This is a genomic window from Streptomyces sp. IBSNAI002, from assembly GCF_052244475.1.
Classification (GTDB): Bacteria; Actinomycetota; Actinomycetes; order Streptomycetales; family Streptomycetaceae; genus Streptomyces.
The window spans coordinates 460565-481753 of sequence record NZ_JBQPXG010000002.1; the positions used below are offsets into that span (position 1 = coordinate 460565).

18 protein-coding genes, 1 tRNA gene and 2 pseudogenes are annotated in these 21189 nt (G+C 73.7%); 11 read left to right on the forward strand and 10 right to left on the reverse strand.

The features are described from left to right. The first annotated feature begins 66 nt into the window (after positions 1-66). Positions 67-141: transfer RNA gene (locus ACTVZO_RS02470), tRNA-Trp, on the forward strand. A gap of 44 nt (positions 142-185) precedes the next feature. Here ACTVZO_RS02470 and ACTVZO_RS02475 read toward each other — a convergent pair. The 4 genes from ACTVZO_RS02475 to ACTVZO_RS02490 all read right to left on the reverse strand — a co-directional run bounded on the left by ACTVZO_RS02475 (position 186) and on the right by ACTVZO_RS02490 (position 3823). Further along, complete coding sequence (locus tag ACTVZO_RS02475) at positions 186-1553, reverse strand: AMP-binding protein (protein WP_443296738.1); 1368 nt, start codon at positions 1551-1553, stop codon at positions 186-188. 125 nt (positions 1554-1678) lie between these two features. Then, positions 1679-2512 carry an N-formylglutamate amidohydrolase gene (locus tag ACTVZO_RS02480; protein ID WP_443296739.1) on the reverse strand — a complete coding sequence of 278 codons (834 nt, stop codon included), beginning with the start codon at positions 2510-2512 and terminating at the stop codon, positions 1679-1681. A 4-nt stretch (positions 2513-2516) separates the two neighbouring features. Continuing rightward, entirely contained in the window at positions 2517-3431 is a 915-nt protein-coding gene (locus ACTVZO_RS02485; protein ID WP_443296740.1) for a hypothetical protein, read from the reverse strand. Continuing rightward, positions 3428-3823 (reverse strand): hypothetical protein, encoded by a 396-nt coding sequence (locus ACTVZO_RS02490; protein WP_443296741.1) that lies wholly within the window; start codon positions 3821-3823, stop codon positions 3428-3430. The genes ACTVZO_RS02485 and ACTVZO_RS02490 overlap by 4 nt, the downstream gene beginning before the upstream one ends. Before the next feature lie 167 nt (positions 3824-3990). Here ACTVZO_RS02490 and ACTVZO_RS02495 point away from each other — a divergent pair, with 167 nt between their 5' ends. The 5 genes from ACTVZO_RS02495 to ACTVZO_RS02515 all read left to right on the forward strand — a co-directional run bounded on the left by ACTVZO_RS02495 (position 3991) and on the right by ACTVZO_RS02515 (position 11054). After that, the gene (locus ACTVZO_RS02495) at positions 3991-7665 is read left to right on the forward strand and encodes a CHAT domain-containing protein (protein WP_443296742.1); all 3675 of its coding nucleotides are present in this window, start codon (positions 3991-3993) and stop codon (positions 7663-7665) included. A 138-nt stretch (positions 7666-7803) separates the two neighbouring features. Beyond that, positions 7804-8181, forward strand: coding sequence for a hypothetical protein (locus ACTVZO_RS02500; RefSeq protein ID WP_443296743.1), 378 nt, complete (start codon positions 7804-7806; stop codon positions 8179-8181). A 192-nt stretch (positions 8182-8373) separates the two neighbouring features. Continuing rightward, complete coding sequence (locus tag ACTVZO_RS02505) at positions 8374-8781, forward strand: YciI family protein (RefSeq protein ID WP_443296744.1); 408 nt, start codon at positions 8374-8376, stop codon at positions 8779-8781. 8 nt (positions 8782-8789) lie between these two features. Further along, the gene (locus tag ACTVZO_RS02510) at positions 8790-9932 is read left to right on the forward strand and encodes an RNA polymerase sigma factor (RefSeq protein WP_443303024.1); all 1143 of its coding nucleotides are present in this window, start codon (positions 8790-8792) and stop codon (positions 9930-9932) included. Positions 9933-10262: 330 nt separating this feature from the next. Beyond that, positions 10263-11054, forward strand: a complete 792-nt coding sequence (locus ACTVZO_RS02515) for an amidohydrolase family protein (RefSeq protein WP_443296745.1) — start codon at positions 10263-10265, stop codon at positions 11052-11054. 39 nt (positions 11055-11093) lie between these two features. On the opposite strand, the gene ACTVZO_RS02520 is transcribed toward ACTVZO_RS02515, so the two are convergent. After that, positions 11094-11672 (reverse strand): maltokinase N-terminal cap-like domain-containing protein, encoded by a 579-nt coding sequence (locus ACTVZO_RS02520; RefSeq protein WP_443296746.1) that lies wholly within the window; start codon positions 11670-11672, stop codon positions 11094-11096. A gap of 115 nt (positions 11673-11787) precedes the next feature. Between ACTVZO_RS02520 and ACTVZO_RS02525 the strand changes: the two genes are divergently transcribed. Continuing rightward, a complete protein-coding gene (locus ACTVZO_RS02525) occupies positions 11788-12600 on the forward strand; it encodes a class I SAM-dependent methyltransferase (RefSeq protein WP_443296747.1) in 813 nt (270 codons plus the stop codon). A gap of 48 nt (positions 12601-12648) precedes the next feature. After that, positions 12649-13206, forward strand: coding sequence for a pyridoxamine 5'-phosphate oxidase family protein (locus ACTVZO_RS02530; RefSeq protein WP_443296748.1), 558 nt, complete (start codon positions 12649-12651; stop codon positions 13204-13206). Between the two features lie 29 nt (positions 13207-13235). Here the strand turns inward: ACTVZO_RS02530 and ACTVZO_RS02535 are convergent, their stop codons facing one another. Beyond that, the gene (locus ACTVZO_RS02535) at positions 13236-14498 is read right to left on the reverse strand and encodes a transcriptional regulator (protein ID WP_443296749.1); all 1263 of its coding nucleotides are present in this window, start codon (positions 14496-14498) and stop codon (positions 13236-13238) included. A gap of 336 nt (positions 14499-14834) precedes the next feature. Here ACTVZO_RS02535 and ACTVZO_RS02540 point away from each other — a divergent pair, with 336 nt between their 5' ends. Continuing rightward, entirely contained in the window at positions 14835-15044 is a 210-nt protein-coding gene (locus tag ACTVZO_RS02540; RefSeq protein WP_443296750.1) for a hypothetical protein, read from the forward strand. 34 nt (positions 15045-15078) lie between these two features. Here the strand turns inward: ACTVZO_RS02540 and ACTVZO_RS02545 are convergent, their stop codons facing one another. Next, on the reverse strand, positions 15079-15513 hold the full coding sequence (locus tag ACTVZO_RS02545) for a MarR family winged helix-turn-helix transcriptional regulator (protein ID WP_443296751.1): 435 nt from the start codon (positions 15511-15513) through the stop codon (positions 15079-15081). 2 nt (positions 15514-15515) lie between these two features. On the opposite strand from ACTVZO_RS02545, the pseudogene ACTVZO_RS02550 reads away from it, so the two are divergent. Next, positions 15516-15644: pseudogene (locus ACTVZO_RS02550) on the forward strand (MBL fold metallo-hydrolase); the annotation flags it as partial. 12 nt (positions 15645-15656) lie between these two features. On the opposite strand, the gene ACTVZO_RS02555 reads toward ACTVZO_RS02550, so the two are convergent. Next, a complete protein-coding gene (locus tag ACTVZO_RS02555) occupies positions 15657-17723 on the reverse strand; it encodes a SpoIIE family protein phosphatase (protein WP_443296752.1) in 2067 nt (688 codons plus the stop codon). A gap of 275 nt (positions 17724-17998) precedes the next feature. Here ACTVZO_RS02555 and ACTVZO_RS02560 point away from each other — a divergent pair, with 275 nt between their 5' ends. Next, on the forward strand, positions 17999-19606 hold the full coding sequence (locus tag ACTVZO_RS02560) for an oleate hydratase (RefSeq protein WP_443303025.1): 1608 nt from the start codon (positions 17999-18001) through the stop codon (positions 19604-19606). Here the strand turns inward: ACTVZO_RS02560 and ACTVZO_RS02565 are convergent. Together ACTVZO_RS02565 and ACTVZO_RS02570 are read right to left on the reverse strand one after the other, a co-directional pair. After that, positions 19543-20394: an FAD-dependent monooxygenase gene (locus ACTVZO_RS02565; RefSeq protein WP_443303026.1), complete on the reverse strand. Its 852-nt coding sequence runs from the start codon at positions 20392-20394 to the stop codon at positions 19543-19545. The genes ACTVZO_RS02560 and ACTVZO_RS02565 overlap by 64 nt on opposite strands. Continuing rightward, a pseudogene (locus ACTVZO_RS02570) lies at positions 20358-21156 on the reverse strand (crotonase/enoyl-CoA hydratase family protein). Before ACTVZO_RS02570 ends, ACTVZO_RS02565 begins: the two are co-directional and overlap by 37 nt. Positions 21157-21189: the final 33 nt, after the last annotated feature.

The following is a 21189-nucleotide window of genomic DNA, read 5'->3' on the forward strand; positions in this document are numbered from 1 at the left end:
CACTTGCCACCCATGGCGTCACCGCACCGACGGAGCCGCAGGGCGGCCTAAGATTCCGGGCGGGGCGGGGTCGTAGCGCAGAGGTCGACGCGCGCGGTCTCCAAAATCGTGAGGACGCCGGTTCGAATCCGGCCGGCTCCGTCCCGTCCCTCCCCGGCAGGCGGCCGGAGCGAAGCCGTTCACGGTCAGCCCGAAGCGACCTGGAAGCCGATGCGGCCCGTCACGACCAGGCTGCCGTCCGGGGTGCGCCGGGCGGCGGCTCCGGTGCGGAAGTAGCCGTCGGGGGTGAAGGTGCGGACGTCGTGGTCGGGCGCCCGGTAGTAGCCCCGCGGGGTGTGCGGACCGCGGGCGAGGAGTTCGCCGGGCTCCCCCTCGGGTACGTCCTTGCCGTCGGCGTCGACGATGCGGATCTCGTCGTCGGGCGAGAGCGGACGGCCCTGCGTGGTCAGCACGGTCTCGTCGGGATCGGCGCGCCGGGTCAGGGTGAGCAGACCCTCGGCCGTACCGAAGGCCTGCTGCACGCGGAAGCCCCCCGCACGGCCCACGCGTTCGACGGTCGGCCGGTCCGCGGGCACGTCGCCGCCGATCTGTACGAGGCGCAGGCTGCTCAAGTCGGCCTGGACCGTGGGGAGTACGTCGAGCCAGAGCCGCGCGGTGGCGGGCGCCACCGCGGTGACGGTGACCCGCTCCCGTCCGATGGCGGCCAGGCACGCGGCGGGATCCGGGTCCTCGGCCAGGACGACGGCGCCGCCGGCGGAGAGGGTGCCGATGATGCCCGGGCCGCCGAGGGCGAAGTCGGACTCGACGGGCAGCGCGGCGAGGTACACGTCCTCCTCGGTGAGGGATGCCCGCTCGGAGGCGGAGCGCACCTGGTGGGCGTAGTCGTCGTGGGTGCGCGGAACGAGCCGGGGCGCGGCGGAGGTGACGTCGGAGAGCAGGAAGAACGCCACCTGCCCGGCGCTCTGCGCGAGCGGCGGCTCGGGCGCGGCGTCGATGGAGCCCAGCGGGCTGTACTGGCAGCCCGCCGGGTCGGTGGTGAGGCCGCCGTACGGGGACGAGGTGCCCGGCGCCTCGAAGGTGAACACCCTCCGCAGGAAGGGGCCTTGGGCGGCGATGTCCGCGGCCATCGCGGTGTGGTCGAAGCCCTCGTGCACCGAGGGGCCGACGTAGCCGACGGCCTGGGTGAGCCGCACGAGGTGCGACACCTCGGGCGCGCGGCAGGAGACCGGGCAGAGGACGGGGACCGCGCCGGCCCGCATCAGCGCGAACACGGTGGTGACGAACTCGGGGACGTTCGGCAGCTGGACGACGACCCGTTGCCCGGACCGCAGCCCGCGCAGCCGGAATCCGGCGGCCATGCGGTCCGCGCGCCGGTTCAGGGCCGCGTACGTCACGCGGGTGTCGCCGTGCACGAGCGCGGTGCGCGGTCCGTGCTGCAGGGCCCAGCCGTGCAGCAGGTTGTCCAGCGTGTTGCCGCGCCAGTGCCCGGCCGCCCAGTAGCGGTCGACGAACTCCTGGGGCCAGGGCGTACAGCCGTCGAGCATGGATGTCATTCGCTTCCCCCGCGTCTTGATCTTGGCAATCCAATCCGGCGGCTTCCGCGCACGCAATGCGCGTTCTCCACCACGGATATCGGATTCCCTCGGCGGAAAGCCCAATGACCCCCGGTCCGATGGGCTCAGACGGGCCCCGTCCCGCTGCGGGAGAGGCCGTCCACGAGCTCCGCCAGCGCCCCCGCCAGCACGGCAAGCCCGGGTCCGGCGGGGCCGCCCGGCTCGGACATGTACGTGTCCCGGCGGATCTCCACCATCAGCGCCTGGACCCTGCTGTCCTTGCCGTAGTGCTCCAGCGGCACGTACGTGCCGGCGAAGGGGCTGTCGAGGCCCGTGCCGCCGAAACCCGCGAACGCCCGCTCGGCCGCGGCGAGCAGGCCGGGCGGCGTGTGGAACGGGTCCGTGCCCAGGCAGATCGGCGGCCGCGCGCCCTCCCCGTGCAGTTCGTACGGGAGGGGCCGCGTCGGGTACGAGTGCACGTCGATGACCACCGCTCGTCCGACCGCCTCCAGCCGGTCCCGCACGGCCCGCGCCACCGCCTCCGCGTACGGGTGGAAGTAGCGGTCCACCAGCGGACGGCCGTCGAAACCGTCGGGACGCAGCCGCTCCCGGTGGGTGGTGTGCGTGTACACCGCGCCCATGCCCACGGCCAGCATCTCCTCGCGCTCGTCGGGGAACCGCTCGGGGGCGATGACGAGACGGGACAGCCCGTTGACGAACTGCCAGGGCCTGACGGCGGACCCGGCCGCGGCCGCCTCGGCGATGCCGGCGGTGTGGGAGTCCGTGATGTGGTCCAGTTCCCGCTCGAGCCCCGGGTCGTCGAGCACGATGCCGTCGCGGACGGATTTCGGTACGAGGCGCGAGGAGTGCGGCACGTGCAGGATCACCGGCGAGGCGGCGGCGCCGGGGAGCAGCCGGAAGGGCCGGAAGGGGTCGGGTGCGTGGTCCACGGGTGCCATCACATCACGCGCCCTTGCGCAGACGGCGGGTGATGCGGGCCCCGGTCTCCGGCAGGAAGACGTCGGGAGTGTCCGCGTTCAGCCTGACGGCCAGGTCTGCGCCGTGCAGGTCGACCACGGCTTCGACGAGTTCGGCGAAGGCGTCCATGCCGGCGCGGCCGCGGCGCAGGGCCACCGCCGCGATGCCGGCCGCGACCGGCGCCGCCGGCCACCACCACAGCGCCAGCAGCAGGTAGGGGACGCTCCACGCGGCCAGCCCGGCCGCGCCCGCGTAGGCGGCGCGTGCCGCGCGCAGTTCCGTACGGGCCTCCTCGGGCAGGATCAGCCACAGTCTGGGCCAGGCCGAGTCCAGGTCCAGGCCGTAGGCGGTGTGCACGCGCAGGTCGGCCGCGCGGATCCGGTCCGCCGTCCACACCGGCCGGCCGGGCCGCACCAGGCAGATCCGGTTGCGTACGGCGTTCAGCGCGGCGGTGTCGGGGATGCCCGCGGCGTCCGCGCCCTCGGTCTCCAGCAGCCGGATCTTCACGCGCAGCGCCTCGGCGTGCTCCTCGTCCGCCTGCCGCCAGCGGGCCAGGCGGCGGGCCGTGAGGCGGCGCGCGAGCGGCCGCAGCGGGCGGGGCCACTGCCCGTTCCAGAGCGCTTCGACCGACCCCGCGACCCCGCGCACCAGCAGCGCGATGCCGGCGGCCGCCAGGACGACCGCGGCGGCGGCCAGCAGGACGACGCCCGGCGAACGGGCGGCGGGACGGGCGGCCATCGCGTCGAGTTCCCGCACCAGCAGGCCCGCGTCGAGGGCGTGGCCGTGGCCGAGCAGCGCCGCGGCCGCCGCGAGCCCGAGGAACAGCAGCCCGGAGGGGACGAGCAGGGTCAGCCAGCGTGCGGCCAGGCCCTTGCCGATCTCGGCGAGGAGCAGGCTCATGGGGCCACCCGCCGCAGCCTGAGCGGCTCGTCGTGCAGGCGGCAGTGGCGTTCCCGCTCCGGATCACGGCCGAGGGCGACGCGCGCGCACCGGCGCCGGGGGCAGACGAAGCCCTCCTCGACGGGGTGCCCGTCCAGGGCGGGGAGTCCGCCGATGCCCGCCCCCCGGCCGATGCCGTCGATGCCGTTGTGCACCCCGCACCGGCGCAGCAGCTCGTGCAGGGCGCGGACGTGCGGGCCCGGATCGTCCTCGGCGCCGCGGATCCCGGTGAGGACGTCCTCCAGTTCGGCCGTCCGGCCGCGCCGGGCGGCGACCTCGCGCACGTCGTCGAGGCGTGCGCAGACCGTGGCCAGCGGCACGGATACGTCCGTCGGACCGTCGTCGACCGCCATCGGCTCCCCCTTCTGTCGACCCACCCACGCTAGCCCCGGCTCCCCCACCAGTCCATTGCCCAACTCCCTTGATCCATATGGCTGGTGTCGCCGTTGCCCGCGGGGCCGGGCGCTGTCAGACTCCGGCTCCGGGGCCGGCGGGTGACGTACGTACGGGGGTGGGGCTCGTGGCGGGCTGGTGGACCAGGTGGGCGGGGCGGCGGCGGTCCGGGGCGGCTCCGGCGCCGGCCGGGCCCGAGGAGGCGTTCGACGCCGCCGAGCAGCTCCGGATGGCGTACATGGCTTCGCACGACCCGCGGCACCTGGCCGCCGGAGTGCGGCTGGCGCGGATCGCGGTGGCGGGCACCCCCGCGGGGCAGCCCCGGCACGCGTTCGCGCTGACCACCCTGGGCACGCTGCTGCGGCTGAGCTGGGAGCGGGACGGCTCCCGCAAGGCCCTGGACGAGGCCGTCGCCGCCGGACGTGCGGCGGTCGCGGCGGTCACGGCCGACGGCCGCGCCGACCCCGCCTCGACGGCGCAGCACCTGTCCGCACTGGCGACCAGCCTCCAGGAACTCTTCGAGGCCTCCCGGGAGACGGCCGTGCTGGAGGAGGCCATCGCGCTCTACCGCCGGACGCTGGTGCTCCTGCCCTCCGCTCATCCCGAGTACGCCGGACAGCGCGGCAACCTCGGCAACGCCCTGCTGCGGCTCGACGTCGAACGGCCCGATCCGGCCGTCCTGGACGAGGCCGCCGTGCACCAGCGGGCGGCCGTACGACACACCGCCCCCGGCACGCCCGCCCACACCCGGGGCCTGATCAACCTCGCCGGAACCCTGATGCGGCTCGCGGGCACCAGCCGGTCGGTGGTCGCGCTCGACGAGGCGGCCGAGGCCTACCGGGCGGCCCTCGCGCGGTTCCCGGACGGCCATCCCCAGCGCGGCCGGGTGGAGGAGGCCGCCGCCCGGGCCGAGGGGCTGCGGCAGGCCCTGCGCGCGGCCACGGCGGACACGGAACGCACCCCGGACGGGCGGTCGCCCGCGAACGTGCCGGCGCCCGAAGCGCCGCGACCGCCCACGCGCGCGGTCCGGGCCTCGCCCGTCCGGCGGCCCCCGCCCGTACGCCCGCCCGAGCCCCTCCGCCCGAACCCGCCCGTACGCCCGGACGAACCGCGGCAGCGGCCCGAACTCGCGGCGCTCGAACGGGCCCAGACCCACTTCACCCGGTACGAGGAGCAGGGCAGCGCGGCCGACCTGGAGCAGGCGATCAGCGGATTCGGGGCCCTGGTGCAGATGAGCGGCGACGGCGAGATCCGCTTCGAGGCCACGAACGGCCTGGGCACCTCCCACTGGTCGCGCTACGAACGCCTCGGCGAGCCCGGCGATCTGGACACCGCCGTCCGCCTGTTCCGCACGGCCCTCGGCACGGTCCCGCCGCAGCACCCCGGCGCACCCGCCGTACGGGCCAACCTGGCGGGCACCCTCCAGCTGCGCTGGCAGCGCCTCGGCGCACCCCAGGACCTCACCGAGGCCGTGGACCTGCATCGTGCCGTGCTGGCCACGACCCCCGCCGACGACCCGCGCCGGCCGGGCCGGGTCTCCGGCCTCGGCACCTGCATGCTGGCCCTGGCCCTGCACCACCACGACTCCTCGGCCCTCGCCGAAGCCGTCGTCCTGCTGCGCGAGTCCGCCGACGGCCCCGGCCGCCCCACCCCGCCCGCCGCCTGGTCCAACCTCGGCGAGGCCCTGCGGCAACAGGCCGAGTGGGGCGGCGGCGGGCCGGAGGCACTGGACGAGGCACTGGGTCTGGCCCGGCGGGCGGTGGCCGCGACCGGCACCGGGCATCCGCTGCACGCGCGTTTCCAGTCCAACCTCGCCTTCGCGCTGGCCCAGCGGTTCCGGGAGCGGGCCGAACCGCCGGACCTCGCCGATGCCGTACAGGCCGCCCACCGGGCGGTCGCCGCGACCCCCGAGGGCCATCCCAACCTGGCCGACCGGCTGCGCATGCACGCCCAGGTGCTGCGCATGGCCTACGACCGGGATCCCGGTCCCGCCACGCTCGACGCCCTGGTCGGGGCGGCCCAGGACGCGGTCAGGGCGACGCCGCCGCAGCACCGGCAGTTCCCCGTCTCCCTCGCGCTGCTCGCCTACGCCCTGGACGTGCGCGCCGTCACGGAGGAGGACGCGGGCGCGCTGGCCGCCTCCGGGCGGCTGTGGCGGCTGCTCGCACGGGACGAGGCGGTGCCGGTCAGCGAGCGGGTGTCCGCCGCCCGCCGCTGGGGCCTGGGCGCGTTGCAGCGCGACGACTGGGTCGAGGCGGACCATGCCCTGCAGCTCGCCGTGCAGCTGCTCCCCCGGGTCGCCCCGCGCCGGATCGGCCGCTCGGACCGGGAGCGCCAACTCGCCGCGCTGGCCGGGCTCGCCTCGGACGCCGCGGCCTGCGCGCTGGGGCTCGGGGACCCGGAGCGCGCGGTGCAGCTGCTGGAGCAGGGCCGCGGCATCCTCCTGGGCCAGGCCTTGGACGCCCGTACCGAGGTCACCGAGCTGCACCGGCTCCATCCGGACCTGGCCCGCCGGTTCGAGGAACTGCGCGAGGCACTGGACCGCCCCGAACACCCCCTGTTCACCGGGCCGTCCGAGGCTCCGGACGGCAGCCCGGCCGAGGCGCCGCTGCCGGGCCGGGACCGGCACGCGCTGGCCCAGGCCTGGGAGGAGCTCGTCGGCGAGATCCGTTCCAGGCCCGGGTTCACCGACTTCCTCCGGCCGCCGCGCACCGCGCAGCTGATGGCGGCGGCCGCCGCCGACGGCCCGGTGGTCATCCTCAACCACAGCGGGCTGCGCACCGACGCCCTGCTGGTCACCACGGAGGGCGTACGGCTCGTCCCGCTGCCCGGCCTGACGCACGGTGCGGTCTCGGAGCGGGTCGGCGCGTTCGTGGCGGCCGTGGACTCCCTGGGGGACCCCGCCCTGTCGATGACCGGGCAACTGGACGCCCAGGACACGGTTCGCGCCGCCCTGGACTGGCTCGGGACCGAGGTGGCCGAACCGGTGCTGACCGCCCTGTCGTTCGACCGGCCGGCCGCCCCCGGCGCGGTCCGGCCCCGCCTGTGGTGGGTGCCCACCGGCGCGCTCACCGCCCTCCCCCTGCACGCGGCCGGCCCGGTCCTGGACCGGGTGGTCTCGTCCTACGCGCCCACCCTGCGCGGCCTGGTCGCGGCCCGGGAGCGCGCCGCCGTACGGGAAAGGGCCCGGCAGGACGCCGCGGCGGTCCGGTCGCCGCTGGTGGTCGCACTGCCCCGCACCCCGGACGCCCCGGAGCTGCCCGGTGTCCTCCGGGAAGCCGGGGCCCTGACCCGGCACCGGCCGGACAGCCGGGTCCTGACCGCCGGTCAGGCGACCCGCCGAGCCGTCCTCGACGCACTGCCGGACCACCCGTGGGTCCACTTCGGCTGTCACGCCGTCGCCGCCGCGGACGGGGCCGCGACGGGGCGGCTGCTGCTCCACGACCACCGGGAGCGGCCGCTCACCGTCGCCGACGTCAGCCGGCTCCACCTGGGCGGAGCCGAGCTGGCCTACCTCTCGGCCTGCGGGACCGTCCGTACCCGCGACGATCTGGCCGACGAGGCGCTCCACCTCACCGGAGGGTTCCTCATGGCCGGGTACACCCATGTGATCGGCACGCTGTGGACGGCCGACGACGAGGCGGCCACCCGCCTGACCACTGCCTTCTACGCGGCTCTCGTCGGCCCCGGGCATGCGGCGGGGGATCCGGCGCTGGCCCTGGACGAGGCCGTCCGCGCGGAGCGCGACCGCTACCCCGACACCCCGACCCTCTGGGCCGCCCACCTTCACATGGGCCCGTAGGACAGTGCCGGGAGTGGCGGCGGCAGCAGCCCAAACAAGTTGGCCAATACATGACTCAACACACGGACTCTTCGGCGATTAGCGTCTTTCGCGCCGGATATTCCGGAAGATCATTCCCAAAGGGGGAGGAATTTCACCATGAGTACGCGAGTCAGGGTCGCGACGGCGGTCGCGGCAGGGATGCTGGCTGCCGTCGGGATGGCCGCGCCCGCTGCCGCGGCGACACCGCCCGCCGACCGGCCGATCACTCAGAGCACCGCGTCCGACGCGGGCGTCAACCAGGTCGTCACCACCTGGACCTCCGCGAACGTCCGCACCTGCGCCTCCACCAACTGCGACATCGCCTACTCCGTGGACGCCAACACCGGTCTCAACGCCTCGTGCTGGAGCCACGGCCAGTGGGTGAACCAGAACGGCGTCGCTCACGACAAGTGGGTCAGGCTCTACTCCGGCAACTGGATCTGGGGCGGGCTGCTGAAGGGGAACGAGACGGGCGGCGTGTCCACGCGCTGCTGAGGCACTCCCCTCCGCACGCGGCCGGGGCCCGGACCGACACGGTCCGGGCCCCGGTCCCTCGTGCGCCGGACGGAGGGGCTCAGCCACGCGGGTCAAAAAAGTTCGGACGGCGATGTCGAGGATCCGCGACCGGCTCCGTCCCCGCTGTGAAGGCGGCCAGAATGGGGCCGCACAGCACGGAGGAGAAGAACGATGGCCAAGTACCTGCTGCTCAAGCACTACCGCGGCGCCCCGGCCGCGGTCAACGACGTGCCCATGGACCAGTGGACCCCGGAGGAGATCACGGCCCACGTGCAGTACATGCAGGACTTCGCGACCCGGCTCGAGGCAACCGGCGAGTTCGTCGACGGCCAGGCGCTCGCCCCCGGCGGAGCGTGGGTCCGCTACGATGGCGAGGGCCGCCCGCCGGTCACCGACGGCCCGTTCGCCGAGACCAAGGACCTCATCGCCGGCTGGATGGTCATCGACGTCGACGGCTACGACCGCGCCGTCGAGCTGGCCGGGGAGCTTTCGGCCGCCCCCGGGGCCGGCGGCAAGCCCCTCCACGAGTGGCTCGAGGTACGTCCGTTCCTGGCCGCGCCGCCCACGATCATGGAGTGACCGCCGCGATGGACGAGGCCCTGCTCCGGAGCCTCACGCCGGGTGTGCTCGGGATCCTCGTCCGCCGCGGCGCCGGTTTCGCGGCGGCCGAGGACGCCGTGCAGGACGCGCTCGTCGAGGCGGTCCGCGTCTGGCCGGCCGATCCCCCGCGGGACCCCAAGGGCTGGCTGGTCACCGTGGCCTGGCGCCGGTTCCTCGACGCGACCCGCTCGGACGCCGCCCGGCGCCGGCGCGAGGACCTGGTCGACGAGGAGCCGGCGCCCGGGCCGGTGCCCGAGGCGGACGACACGCTCCGGCTGTACTTCCTGTGCGCCCACCCCTCGCTGACACCGTCGTCGGCGGTCGCGCTCACGCTGCGCGCCGTCGGCGGCCTGACCACCCGCCAGATCGCCCGGGCCTACCTGGTGCCCGAGGCGACGATGGCGCAGCGGATCAGCCGGGCCAAGCGCACCCTCTCGGGGGTGCGGTTCGACCAGCCCGGCGACGTCGCGACCGTGCTGCGCGTCCTCTACCTGGTCTTCAACGAGGGCTACTCCGGCGACGTGGACCTCGCGGCCGAGGCGATCCGGCTCACCCGGCAGCTCGCGGCAGCGATCGACCACCCCGAGGTGGCCGGGCTGCTCGCCCTCATGCTGCTCCACCACGCCCGGCGAGCCACCCGGACCGCACCCGACGGGAGCCTGGTGCCGCTCGCCGAGCAGGACCGCGGCCGGTGGGACACCGGGTCCATCGCCGAGGGCGTGTCGATCCTGCAGGCGGCCCTCGCCCGCGACCGGCTGGGCGAGTTCCAGGCGCAGGCCGCCATCGCGGCGCTGCACGCCGACGCGCCCACGGCCGGGGAGACCGACTGGGTGCAGATCGCCGAGTGGTACGACGAGCTCGTGCGCCTGACCGACAGCCCGGTCGTCCGGCTCAACCGCGCGGTGGCCGTCGGCGAGGCCGACGGACCGCGCGCCGGCCTGGCGGCGCTCGCCGCGCTGGACCAGTCCCTGCCCCGGCACACCGCGGTGGCGGCGTACCTCCACGAGCGCGACGGCGACCTGGCGACGGCCGCGCGCCTGTACACCGAGGCCGCCGCCAAGGCCGCCAACCTGGCCGAGCGCAACCACCTGACCCGCCAGGCCGCCCGGCTCAACACCCGCCGGGCCTAAGCCGTCTCTTCCGGATCTCGCCTGACCCGCGCCGTCTGGCACCGCACCTCGCCGCGTTGTCGGGGCGCCCAAGTACGTCCAGTACTCCGGCGCCCCTCCGCCCTGCGATGCACAGCGCCAGACGACGCGGGCTTGACTGGGGGCACCTCCCAGCGCTAGCTGGGGAGCAAGATCCGGAAGAGACGGCCCAGCACGTGTGCGAGTGTGTCAGTGGCAGTTCGACGAGGAACCGGGAGCGCGCGCATGCAGCAGCAGTTCGGCTGGAACACCGATTTCGAGGCGCTGGTGGCCAGGATCGTCGCCGACTACGGCGCCGGCGGGGAGCGCTGAATGCGGGCGGACCGAGAGCCCCGGCGTCCGGTCTTCGACGCCCACCTGCACATCGTCGACCCGCGCTTCCCCCTGATCGAGAACGACGGCTACCTGCCGCCCGCCTTCACCGTCGCCCAGTACCGCGAGCGCACCGCCGGGCTCGGCATCCGCGGCGGCGCCGTGGTCTCGGGCTCGTTCCAGGGCTTCGACCAGGGCTACCTGCGCGACGCGCTGGCCGTCCTCGGGCCTACGTACGCCGGGGTCACCCAGGTACCGGCCACGGTGACGGACGAGGAGATCGGCAGCCTCGACGCGGCGGGCGTACGGGCGGTCCGCTTCAACGTCCGCCGCGGTGGATCGGCAACCCTCGACCAGCTCGACCGCCTCGCCCGACGCGTCCACGACGTCGCCGGATGGCACACCGAGCTGTACATCGACGCCCGCGACCTGCCCGAGCTGTCCGCGACCCTGGCGGCGCTGCCCGCCGTCAGCGTCGACCACCTCGGCCTGCACCGCGACGGGCTTCCCCACCTGCTGAAACTGGTCGAGCAGGGCGTCAAGGTCAAGGCCACGGGATTCGGGCGCGTCGACCTCGACCCCGCCACGGTCATGGCCGCCGTCGTACGGGCCGATCCGACCGCGCTGATGGCCGGCACCGACCTGCCCTCGACCCGCGCGCGCCGGCCGTTCTCGGACGAGGACTTCGCCCTCATCGCCGAGACCGTCGGCGAGGAACACCTGGGCGCGGTGCTGTGGGACAACGCAGCCGCGTTCTACCACATCGACACGCGGCCGCGGTTCGGCCCCTGAGCCGCCCTGCGGGTCGGCCGTGCCGGGCCGTACGAGGTCCTACCGCGGCGTGACGGCCGCGAGTACGCCCCGTACGGCCGTTCCGTCCGGCCAGGTCCACCCGGCGACGAGGTGTCCGGACGCCTCCCGGCCGGCCTCCGCCGTCCGCAGGACGCGGTGGACCCGGACGTCGCGCCCGTCGCCGGGGCCCGTTCCGTGCACGGTGACGGTCGGGTCGGGGGTGTCGCTCGTGCTCTGGTGCTGCGGGACCGCCTCGCCGCGCAGCAGGGCGCGCAGCTGCGCCGTCACCACCGGGTCGTGGACGCCGTCGTAGATCCACCTGGTGCCGAGCACCCCGTGCTCGGAAGTGCCGATCAGTGCCTCTGCGGGGGCTCCGTCCAGCGCCGCGCCGCGGTAGGCCAGCGGGACCAGGTATGCCACCGGCTCGGGGGCGCCGGCGTCCACCACGACCATGAACTCGATGCCGACCTCGCCCTCGGGGTCGTCCAGGCGGAACCCGCCGGCCCTGGCCAGCTCCGGCGTCCCCGCATGGCCCTCGTACCAGCTCTGCTTCGGCAGCCAGGCGGTGAGCAGCTCCAGCTTGGTGGGCGTCAGGGTGGTGCGGTGGATCGTGGCCATGCGGGCTCCCTCGTCACGTGATCGAAGATCGAAGATCGAAGAACGAAGATCGAACCTATCGGAAGGACGGCGTACTCGACATGTGGTATCCGCTCACCCTTGCCACAATGGCCACATGACCGGTGCGGGGCCCTCGGGCGAGGGCCGTTACGGTGAGCGGGTCTTCCGTCCCGAGGACCGGGGCGAGGACGACCGGATCGATCTCGGGGCCCTCACCTACGACGAGACGACCATGGCCCGGCTGCGGCAGCTGGGCGTGGGACCGGGCTGGACCTGCCTGGAGATCGGCGCGGGGACCGGCACCGTGACGCGGCGTCTCCTCGGCGAGGCGGGGGTCGCGTCGGTCCTGGCGGTCGACCGCGACGTACGGTTCCTCGCAGCGCATCCCGTGCCGGGCATGACCGTGCTCCAGGCGGACGTCACCTCCGAGGACTTCTCCCCCGGGCCGTTCCGGCTCGTCCACGCCCGGTTCGTGCTCATGCACCTGCCCTCCGCGCGGCAGCTGGTCTCCCGGCTCGCCGGGCTGCTCGCCCCCGGCGGGGTGCTGGTCGTCAGCGACGCCGTCGACCTGACCACGCGGACGGCGCCCGTGACCCCGTACACCCTCGCCATGCGGGCCATGTGGCAGGGACTGCGCGACAGCATCGGTACCGACGTCTCGCAGGTGCCCCACCGTCCCGCGCTGCTGCGGGAGGCCGGGCTGGAGGCGGTCGCGGCCGAGATCCACGTGCCGCCCCTCCTGCCCGGCAGCGCGATCAGCCGGTTCTGGGCGGACACCTGGGAGCGGGCGCGTCCGGCCATGACCGCGACGGGGCTGATCGACGACGCCGGGCTCGACGAGGCCCTGCGCTACCTCGGCTCGCCCGACTGCACCGGACTGTCACCGGGAATGCTCACCGCGTGGGGATGGAATCCGGAGCGGCTCTGAGCCCGGTGCCGCGGGGCGGGCAAAGATGGAGAAAAGGAAGAACCAGCCATGCCCGCAGACGGATCCGCACAGCAGCCCACCGCCGAACTCGACGCCCGCTACAGCTCCGCGCTCAACCCCCGCCCGGGCGCCGCGGAAGTGACCGCCAGCGACTGGGACGAGGCCCTGCGGCAGCTGGGAGCCGCGGAGATCTTCTGGGTGTCCACGGTGCGGCCCGACGGACGGCTGCACGTCACCCCCGTGATCGCCGCATGGCACGACGGGGCGCTGTACTTCTCCACCGGCACGGCGGAACAGAAGGCGCGGAACCTCGCGCACGACGGTCACTGCGCGCTGACCACCGGCGGGAACTCGCTCACCGCGGGCCTCGACCTCGTGGTCGAGGGCACGGCGGAGCGGGTGTCGGATCCGGCGGTGCTGGAGGAGGTGATCGCGGCGTTCGAGACGAAGTACGGCGCGCACATCACCTCGCCCGAGGGCACCTTCCACGGGATGGGGGACGCGTTCCGGAAGGGGGACGACGTGGTGTTCGCCGTGGCCCCGGCCACCGCGTACGGCTTCGGCCGGGACGACGGGGTGTACACCCATACCCGGTGGGCGTTCTGACGGTCCGTCCAGGACGGCCGGCCGCCCCACTACGCGGGCGCGTCCGCCAGCAGGGTGTCGGCCTGCTCCACGAACTCCGCGACCTCCGGAACGCCCCGGTACGGCTCGAACCGCTTGCGCAGGCGCGCGATCCTGCGGAACGCCCGTGGGGAGTGGAGCTGCCGCGTGAGCCGGACCGCCTCCAGCCCGTGCCGGGCGGCCGCTTCGGGCTCGTTGTCCGTCAGGTCGGCGTGGGCGAGGATGCCGGTGTTGATCGAGCGGCGGCGCATGTGGGTGGCGGGCAGGTCCCGCAGGGCGGCCTGCGCGTACTGGCAGGCCTTGGCGGGCTCGTTCAGGTCCCGGAAGCAGTGCGCGAAGGCGTCCGCCAGATAGGCCTCCTTGAAGTAGCGCAGATAGGCAGCCGAATCGTCCGCCGGGCCCGACCGGTCGAAGTGCTGCTCGGCTTCCGAGAGCGCCCGGGCGCAGGCCCGTCCGTCCCCCATGCGGGCATGGCCGCGCGCCTCCACGACCCAGGCCACCGCGAGGGCGAGGTGGCCGCCGCGCTGCCGCCCTCCCAGCCTCGCGGCTTCGGCGAGCTGCACCGCCTCGGCCGGGTGCTGGGCGTACAGCGCGAGGTGTCCCATGTGGGTGGCCATGACCTGGGCGCCGTAGTCCCGTGAGTCGGCGGCGTGCGCCAGACCCAGGGCCAGGATGTAGTAGCGCTCCGCCAGATTGAGCTCGTTGCAGTCGATGGCCATGTAGCCGGCGGCCGCGGTGAACTCCGCCGCGGTCTGCAACAGGGCGCGGCCGACCTCGTCGGTGCGGGATTTCTTGAGCAGCGGGGCGACGTCGAAATGCAGATAGTTGATCATGTGCCGGCGGATGCGCTGCGCTCCGAACTCGTGGCTGAGGCGCTCGAATTCATTGCCCAGTGCGCGCAGGTGCCGCACATCGGCCATGGTGACGCGGCCATCGGTGCCCGCATAACTCACGTCCTCCCGCGGGCCGCCGATCAGCCAGTCGCGACTGGCGGCCGATACGGCTCCGGCCGCAAAAGCGGAGTCGATCAGAAATCCGCGGTTTTCCACGTCGTACCTCCACAAGCGCCTCGCCGTGTCGACAGCGCGTTCCGTGTTCCTGGGATAGCGGAGTCCGATCGTGTGGTCTTCCGAGACGATGTCCATGCCGAGGTCCTGAGGTGTCAGCATCCGGCCGAGACGCTGGGAGAACACCTGTGCCAGGAGGCTCGGGGCGGGGTCCCGCGGAACGGAACCGGCCAGCCAGCGCGCGACCGCGGTGTGGTCGCAGCCCATGCTGAGCCCCTGTGTGGCGGCGAGTTCACTGACTCGCCGCGCCAGACCCTTGCGAGAGAATCGTGCTTCATTGATCAGGTCCTGCAGGTTCCGGTTCGGTTCTCGACGAGTACTCATCAGACCCCCGATGCGTTTGCTCCGCTCGACCACCCACGCTAGTGACCCGACGTCAGGTTGACTAAGTCTTTGCCGTCAACGCGCCCTTTTCGAGCCCCCTGCCGCGCCTGTTGCCCGACGCCGCGCACCTGTGCCCACCCCGCTGCCGCTCTCGACAGTAGGACCAGAACGTCTGGCTGATGGGCGGAAAGTCCCATCTCTGGGGTGGAGGAGGCCGCAATGAACGGCGAGAAGCGAAACGGCTGGGGCACGGCGGAATGGATTCGGCTTCTGGTGCTCGTGGGCTTGGTCGCGCTCATCTCGGCCGGCCCTGCTTCCGGCGAGCTCTGGTCCGTCGTGGCGGCGGCAGCCGGGGAGCTCGTCGTCCAGCTGCTGACCCGGCCGCGGGAGGACCGGCCCGCGGCGGCGGACGACGACGACCACTCTTGACGTGGGCCGTCCCGTCGCCGAGGCCGGCGACGGCTCAGGCCGAGGTGATGGCCCGCTCCAGGAGGCCGTGCAGGACGCGCTGCTCCTGCGGGGCGAGACCGGAGAGCGGGGAGTCCACGGCGAGGAGCCCCAGGAGGCGTTCGCGCAGTGCGGAGCCCTCGACGGTCAGGACGAGGCGCTTGGCACGGCGGTCCGTGGGGTGCGGGCGGCGCTCGACCAGGCCCTGCTTCTCCAGCTTGTCGACGACGAAGGTGGTGTTGGAGGGCTCGCAGCTCATGCGTTCGGCGAGCTCCCGCATGGTCATCGGCCCGCTCATCTCCCGCAGGGCCGTCGCCTGGGGTGCGGTGAGGCCCAGGGTGGCGGCGCGCTCCCGCACGTGCTCGGCGATCCGCTGGGCCAGACCGTTCACCAGACCGCACAGCTGGCGCTCGGCGATGGCCTGCGGGTCCGGGCCGGGGGACGTCGTCATGCCGCCACCGCCTGGTCGCGGAGCTGTCCGAGCCCGGCACGATCGGCTTCGGCGTCCACTTCGCCGACGTCGTCTTCGGACACGTCAGGCGGGACGGAAACGGGCCGGCCTGGCAGCCCCTCGACGCCTGAGTACCGCCTGGCCTAGCCGCCGACGCGGGCGACGAGGAGGGCGATGTCGTCGTCGGCCGCCGCCGGGACGAGGTGGGTGATCAGGGAGTCGCACACGTGGTCCAGCTGCCGCTGGGGATCGGCGAGCAGCTGCGTCAGTTCGGCCAGCCGTTCGTCGATGTCGCGGCCGCGGGCCTCGATCAGGCCGTCGGTGTAGAGCACGAGCAGGCTGCCCGGCGGCACCTCGATGTCGGTGGGGGTGAAGTCGACTCCCCCGACTCCCAGGGGGACGCCGGGCGGGGTGTCCAGGAGGCGGACCGTCCCGTCGGGGAGCGCGAGGGCGGGCGGCGGGTGTCCGGCCCGGGTGACGGTGCAGTGCCCGGTGGCCGGGTCGCAGACGATGTACAGGAAGGAGGCCAGCATCGGTTCGGCCAGATCGGCCAGGGTCGATTCCAGATGGTGCAGCAGGCCGACGGGTGGCAGGTCGAGGCGTGCGAGGGCCCGTACGGAGGCGGACAGCCGGCCCATGACCGCGGCGGCGGCGATGCCGTGCCCCATGACGTCGCCGATGAGCAGCCCGGCCTTGCCGCCGGCCAGGGACAGGACGTCGTACCAGTCCCCGCCGACCTCGTTGACGTCGCTCGCGGGCAGGTACCGGTGGGCGACGGCGATGCCCGGGGGCGGGGTGATGTGCTGCGGGAGCATGCTGCGCTGGAGGATCACCGCGGTCTCGTGCTCGCGTTGGTAGAGCCGGGCGTTGTCGATGCTGAGGGCGGCGCGCGCCGTGAGCTCACCGGCGAGGGTGACGTCCTCGGAGCCGAAGGGCCCGACCGGGCGGGTGCGGTAGAAGGTGGCGACGCCGAGCACCGACTCCCTCGCCACGAGCGGCGCCATGATGAAGGAGTGCACGCCGACCGAGACCAGCTGCGCGGGTTGCGGCGCGTGCCGGGTGGCGGGTGCGTCGGCCTGCTCGCCGAGGCGTGCGATGAGGTAGGGCTGCCGGGCCGCGAGGGACTGGCTGTAGGGGGCGGCCGCGGGGAAGGTGAGGGTCCGGCCGAGGGGATCGAGGATGTCGGTCACCCGGGATCCGGACAGCGGAGCCTTGCCCAGCCTTCGCAGGGCGACCCCGCCGGTCAGGCCCATGCCGGGGTCGTCCCCCTGGGCCAGCGCGTCCAGGACGTCCACGGTGACGGCGTCGGCCAGGCGCGGCACGGCGAGATCGGCGAGTTCCTGCGCGGTGCGCTCCAGGTCCAGGCTGGATCCGACGCGCATGCTGGCCTCGCTGAGCATGGCCAGCCTGCGCCGTCCCGCTTCGGCTTCCACGTGGTCGCGCTGCTGCTCGGTGATGTCGACCAGCGAGGCGATGACGCCGATCGGCATGCGGGCCGGGTCCTCCACCCGGACGTAGGAACACGACCACACCCGGTCGTGGTCCGGTTCGGACGGCGTCCGCCCGACGCGGCGGCGGTCCAGGACGGGGCGGCCGGTCTCCAGCACCTGCCGCATGGCGTCCTCCATCTCCTGGGCGTTCACCTCCGGCAGGATCTGGGCCAGGCTGCGGCCCACGTGAGCCGATTCCGGCAGACCGTTCATGGCTTCGAGCGCGGCGTTGACCTGGAGGAACCTCAGTTGCGTGTCGAGAATGGCGATGCCGACCGGGGACCGGGCGAACAGTCCGTCCCACACCGCCGACGACCCCCGGATGCGCCGGGCCGCGTGGGCGTCGGCCGCGAAGACCAGCACCGTGGCCGCGCCGTGCTGGCGGTCGGACACCGGAGCGGCCCAGATCTCCACCTCCAGCGGGTGCCCGTCGCGGTGCCAGGCGGTCACCGTGCCCATCACGCCCCGCCCCATGGCCGCGGCCTCCCACAGGGAGCGGCCCAGACTGCGGTCGGCTCCCGGGTGGAGCAGGTCCGCGATGTTGCGGCCCAGCATCTGCTGGGGGGCGTGACCCAGCAGTTCCTGCGCCAGCTGGTTCCAGCGCACGATCGTCCCGTCGGCGCTGGTGGCCACGACGGCCACCGGCAGCGCGCCCAGCCAGCCGCCGGCGGCCTGCGCGGCGCTGCTGATCAGATCGTCGACCGCGTTGTGCTCGTTCATCTGGCACCCGCATCCAACGCCGCGGTGTCCTTGCCCTGCGTTCCGGCCTTGCGTTCCGGCCTTGCATTCCGCGGTCGCGGTTCCATCGTCTGCCGGTCGGCGTGCCACCGCCTCCCGGTCGGCCCCGCCCACGGACCGCCCACATCCGCTCACCGAGGGTCACCGGGGCCGCGCGGGCTGGTCCGATCCGGGGATCGTGGGCCCTTCCCGGTGTCGGGCCGCGCGGTTCAGGGGACCCGTGAAGGGTTGTTTCAGCCCAGGGAACGGGGATGGCTGTGGCCAAGGCTTATCTGGTGGGCAGTGGGATCGCATCGCTCGCGGCGGCGGCGTTCCTGATCCGCGACGGCGGGTTCGCCGGACGCGACATCGTGATCCTGGAGGAGCAGGACCGCGAGGGCGGCAGCCTGGACGCGGCGGGTTCACCCGAGACCGGATACACCATGCGCGGCGGCCGCATGTTCGAGATCCACTTCGACTGCACCTACGACCTGCTGTCCTCGATTCCCTCACTGGACGACCCGGACACCTCCGTCACCCAGGACACCTTCGCGTTCCACGAGGACTTCGCCTGGGAGGACCGGGCCCGCCTGGTCGACGGACACGGGAACATCATCGACGCGCACTCGATGACCTTCACCGAGCGCGACCGCCTCGAACTCGTGAAGTGCGTGGCCACTCCCGAGGCCCTGCTCGACGGCAAGCGCATCTCGGACCTGTTCCACGAGGATTTCTTCACCACCAACTTCTGGGCGATGTGGTGCACCACCTTCGCGTTCGAGCCCTGGCACAGCGCGATCGAGTTCCGCCGCTACCTCAACCGCTTCGTCCACCTGTTCAAGACCTTCGACACCATGTCGGGGATCTACCGCACCCGGTTCAACCAGTTCGACTCGATCGTGCGCCCCCTGCTGGCCTGGCTCACCGCCCAGGGCGTCACGGTCGAGCTGGGCACGCGTGTGACCGATCTGCGTCTGGCCGACGGCGCCGGGCTGACGGTGGAGGCCCTGGTCTGGGAGCGCATCGGGAAGACGGGGACGACCGAGCTCCGCGGGGGCTCCGGTGAGAGCGGCGAGACGGCGGTCGGTCCGGACGACCTGGTGCTGGTGACCAACGGTTCGATGACCGCGAACTCCACCCTGGGCTCCACCGACACCGTCCCGGCTCTGGACACGGCCTCCGCCAGTGGAGCCTGGCAGCTGTGGGAGACCCTGGCCGCGAAGCGGCCCGGAGCCGGACTGGGCGATCCGAAGGTGTTCAACTCCTCGGTGAAGGACTCGACCTGGGAGTCCTTCACGGTCACCACCAAGGACCCGCTCTTCTTCAAACTGATGGAGGAGTTCAGCGGCAGCGAGGCGGGCAAGGGCGGTCTGATCACCTTCAAGCAGTCCAGCTGGCTGCTGACCATCGTGCTCAACCACCAGCCGCACTTCCGCGAGCAGCCCGAGGACACGTTCGTCTGGTGGGGCTACGCCCTGTTCCCCGACCGGCAGGGCGACTTCGTCGGCAAGCCCATGTCCGCGTGCACGGGCCGCGAGATCCTCGAGGAGGTGCTGCGGCACCTGCCCTTCGCCGAGCGGGAGCGGATCCTGGACGGGTCCGTCGTGATCCCCGCGATGATGCCCTACATCACCAGCCAGTTCCTCGTCCGCAAGGCCGGCGACCGCCCCCAGGTCGTCCCCGCGGGCTCCACCAACCTGGCGTTCATCGGCCAGTACGCCGAGGTCCCCGACGACGTGGTCTTCACCGTCGAGTACTCCGTACGCACCGCCTGGACGGCGGTGTCCCGGCTGCTCCGCCTCGACAAGAGGCCCCCGGCCGTCTACAAGGGCGGGCACGACCCGCGCGTCCTCGTCGAGGCCCTCGAAACCCTGCACCGGCGCTGACCTGGCCGGGTCTCAAGCCCGGCCTGCTCGCCGGTGAGGGGCTCGACGCGCAGGGGCCAGGCTCCGGCGGCCCGCCGCTCCCAGGCGGTGGGATCCGCGGTGACCAGCGTGAACCATGCGCCGAAGGCGTCGAGCGTGGAGCGGCCGGGTGCGAGCCAGAGGTGCGGCATCCGGTGTCCTGGTTCCGCGGTGGGCACGTAGTCCGTGCCCACGTCGGCCGGCCCGGGTGGGGCGCTGGGGTCGGTGAGGACGGCGCCGGACCGGTAGGCCACACCGAACACGAGACCGAGCTGGGCGAAGTAGCGCTCCGTCCAGGGCAGTTCCATCAGGGCCGGTGCCGCGGCGCCGGCTTCGCGCTGTTCGCGGCGGCGGCTCTGCACCTGGAGGGCGAGCCGGGTGTTGGCCACCGCTTGGCGGAGGGTCAGGTGGGCCGCGGGGTGCCGCTCCGCCCCGTAGGCGTCCAGCACGCCCGGTCCGGCCCGGCCGCGGAGCACTCCCGCCAGTTTCCGGCACAGGTTGTGCGCATCGGCGACGCCGGTGTTCATGCCCATGCCGCCGAAGACGGGGATCGCGTGTGCGGCGTCGCCCGCCAGCAGGACCCGGCCGTGGCGGAAGCGGTCGACGACGAAGGCGTTCATCACCCAGTGCTGGACCCGCAGCTTCTCGACGAGCAGCGTCCGCGCGCCCCACCGTTCCAGCAGGACCCGGGCGGTGAGCCCGACCGGCCCACCGCCCCGACGGTGCCCGGCGGTCAGGCGGAGCCGGTGCCGGCGCCGTGGCGGCCGGATCCGGAGGCGAAGCGGGTGGCCCCGGTCACGGCGTCGGCGGGCGAGGGAGACCGCGCCGTGGCCGAACTCGACGGCGAGGGCCCCCGGTTCGTCGAGGCCTTCCGCTTCGAGTACCGAAAGGCGGTCGTGGCGCATGCAGGTCTGCGGGAACCGTGCCAGCTGCGCGGCCAGTTCCCGGGCCGCCTTCAGCGCCTGTCCGGCCGGGACCACGCGGTTGGCGAGGCCGATGTGGAGGGCCTCGGCGGCGTCGACCGCCCTTCCGGTGAGGATCAGGTCCATGGCCCTGCTCGTACCGATCAGCCGCGGCAGCCGGACCGTTCCGCCGTCGATCAGGGGTACGCCCCAGCGGCGGCAGAACACTCCGAACACCGCGCTCTCGTCGGCCACTCGGAGGTCCGCCCACAGGGCCAGTTCCAGGCCCCCGGCCACCGCGTGTCCGCTGATCGCGGCGATGACGGGCTTGGAGAGCCGCATCCGGGAGACGCCCATGGGGCCGTCTCCGTCCGCGGCGACCCGGTTTCCGTTTCCGTCGCTGATGGCCTTCAGGTCGGCGCCCGCGCAGAAGGTGCCGCCCTCGCCGTGGAGCACGGCGACGGCCGCTTCCGGGTCGGCGTCGAAGGCACGGAACGCGTCGGCCAGCGCGGTCGCGGTGGTCAGGTCCACCGCGTTGCGGACGTGCGGCCGGTTCAGGCTGATGGTCGTCACCGCGCCGCTCCGGCTGACCCGTACGGGCTCGGAGGTCGCGTCGTACTCGGATGCCATGGGGTGAGTGTCTCCTGACGGGCCGGTAGGCGG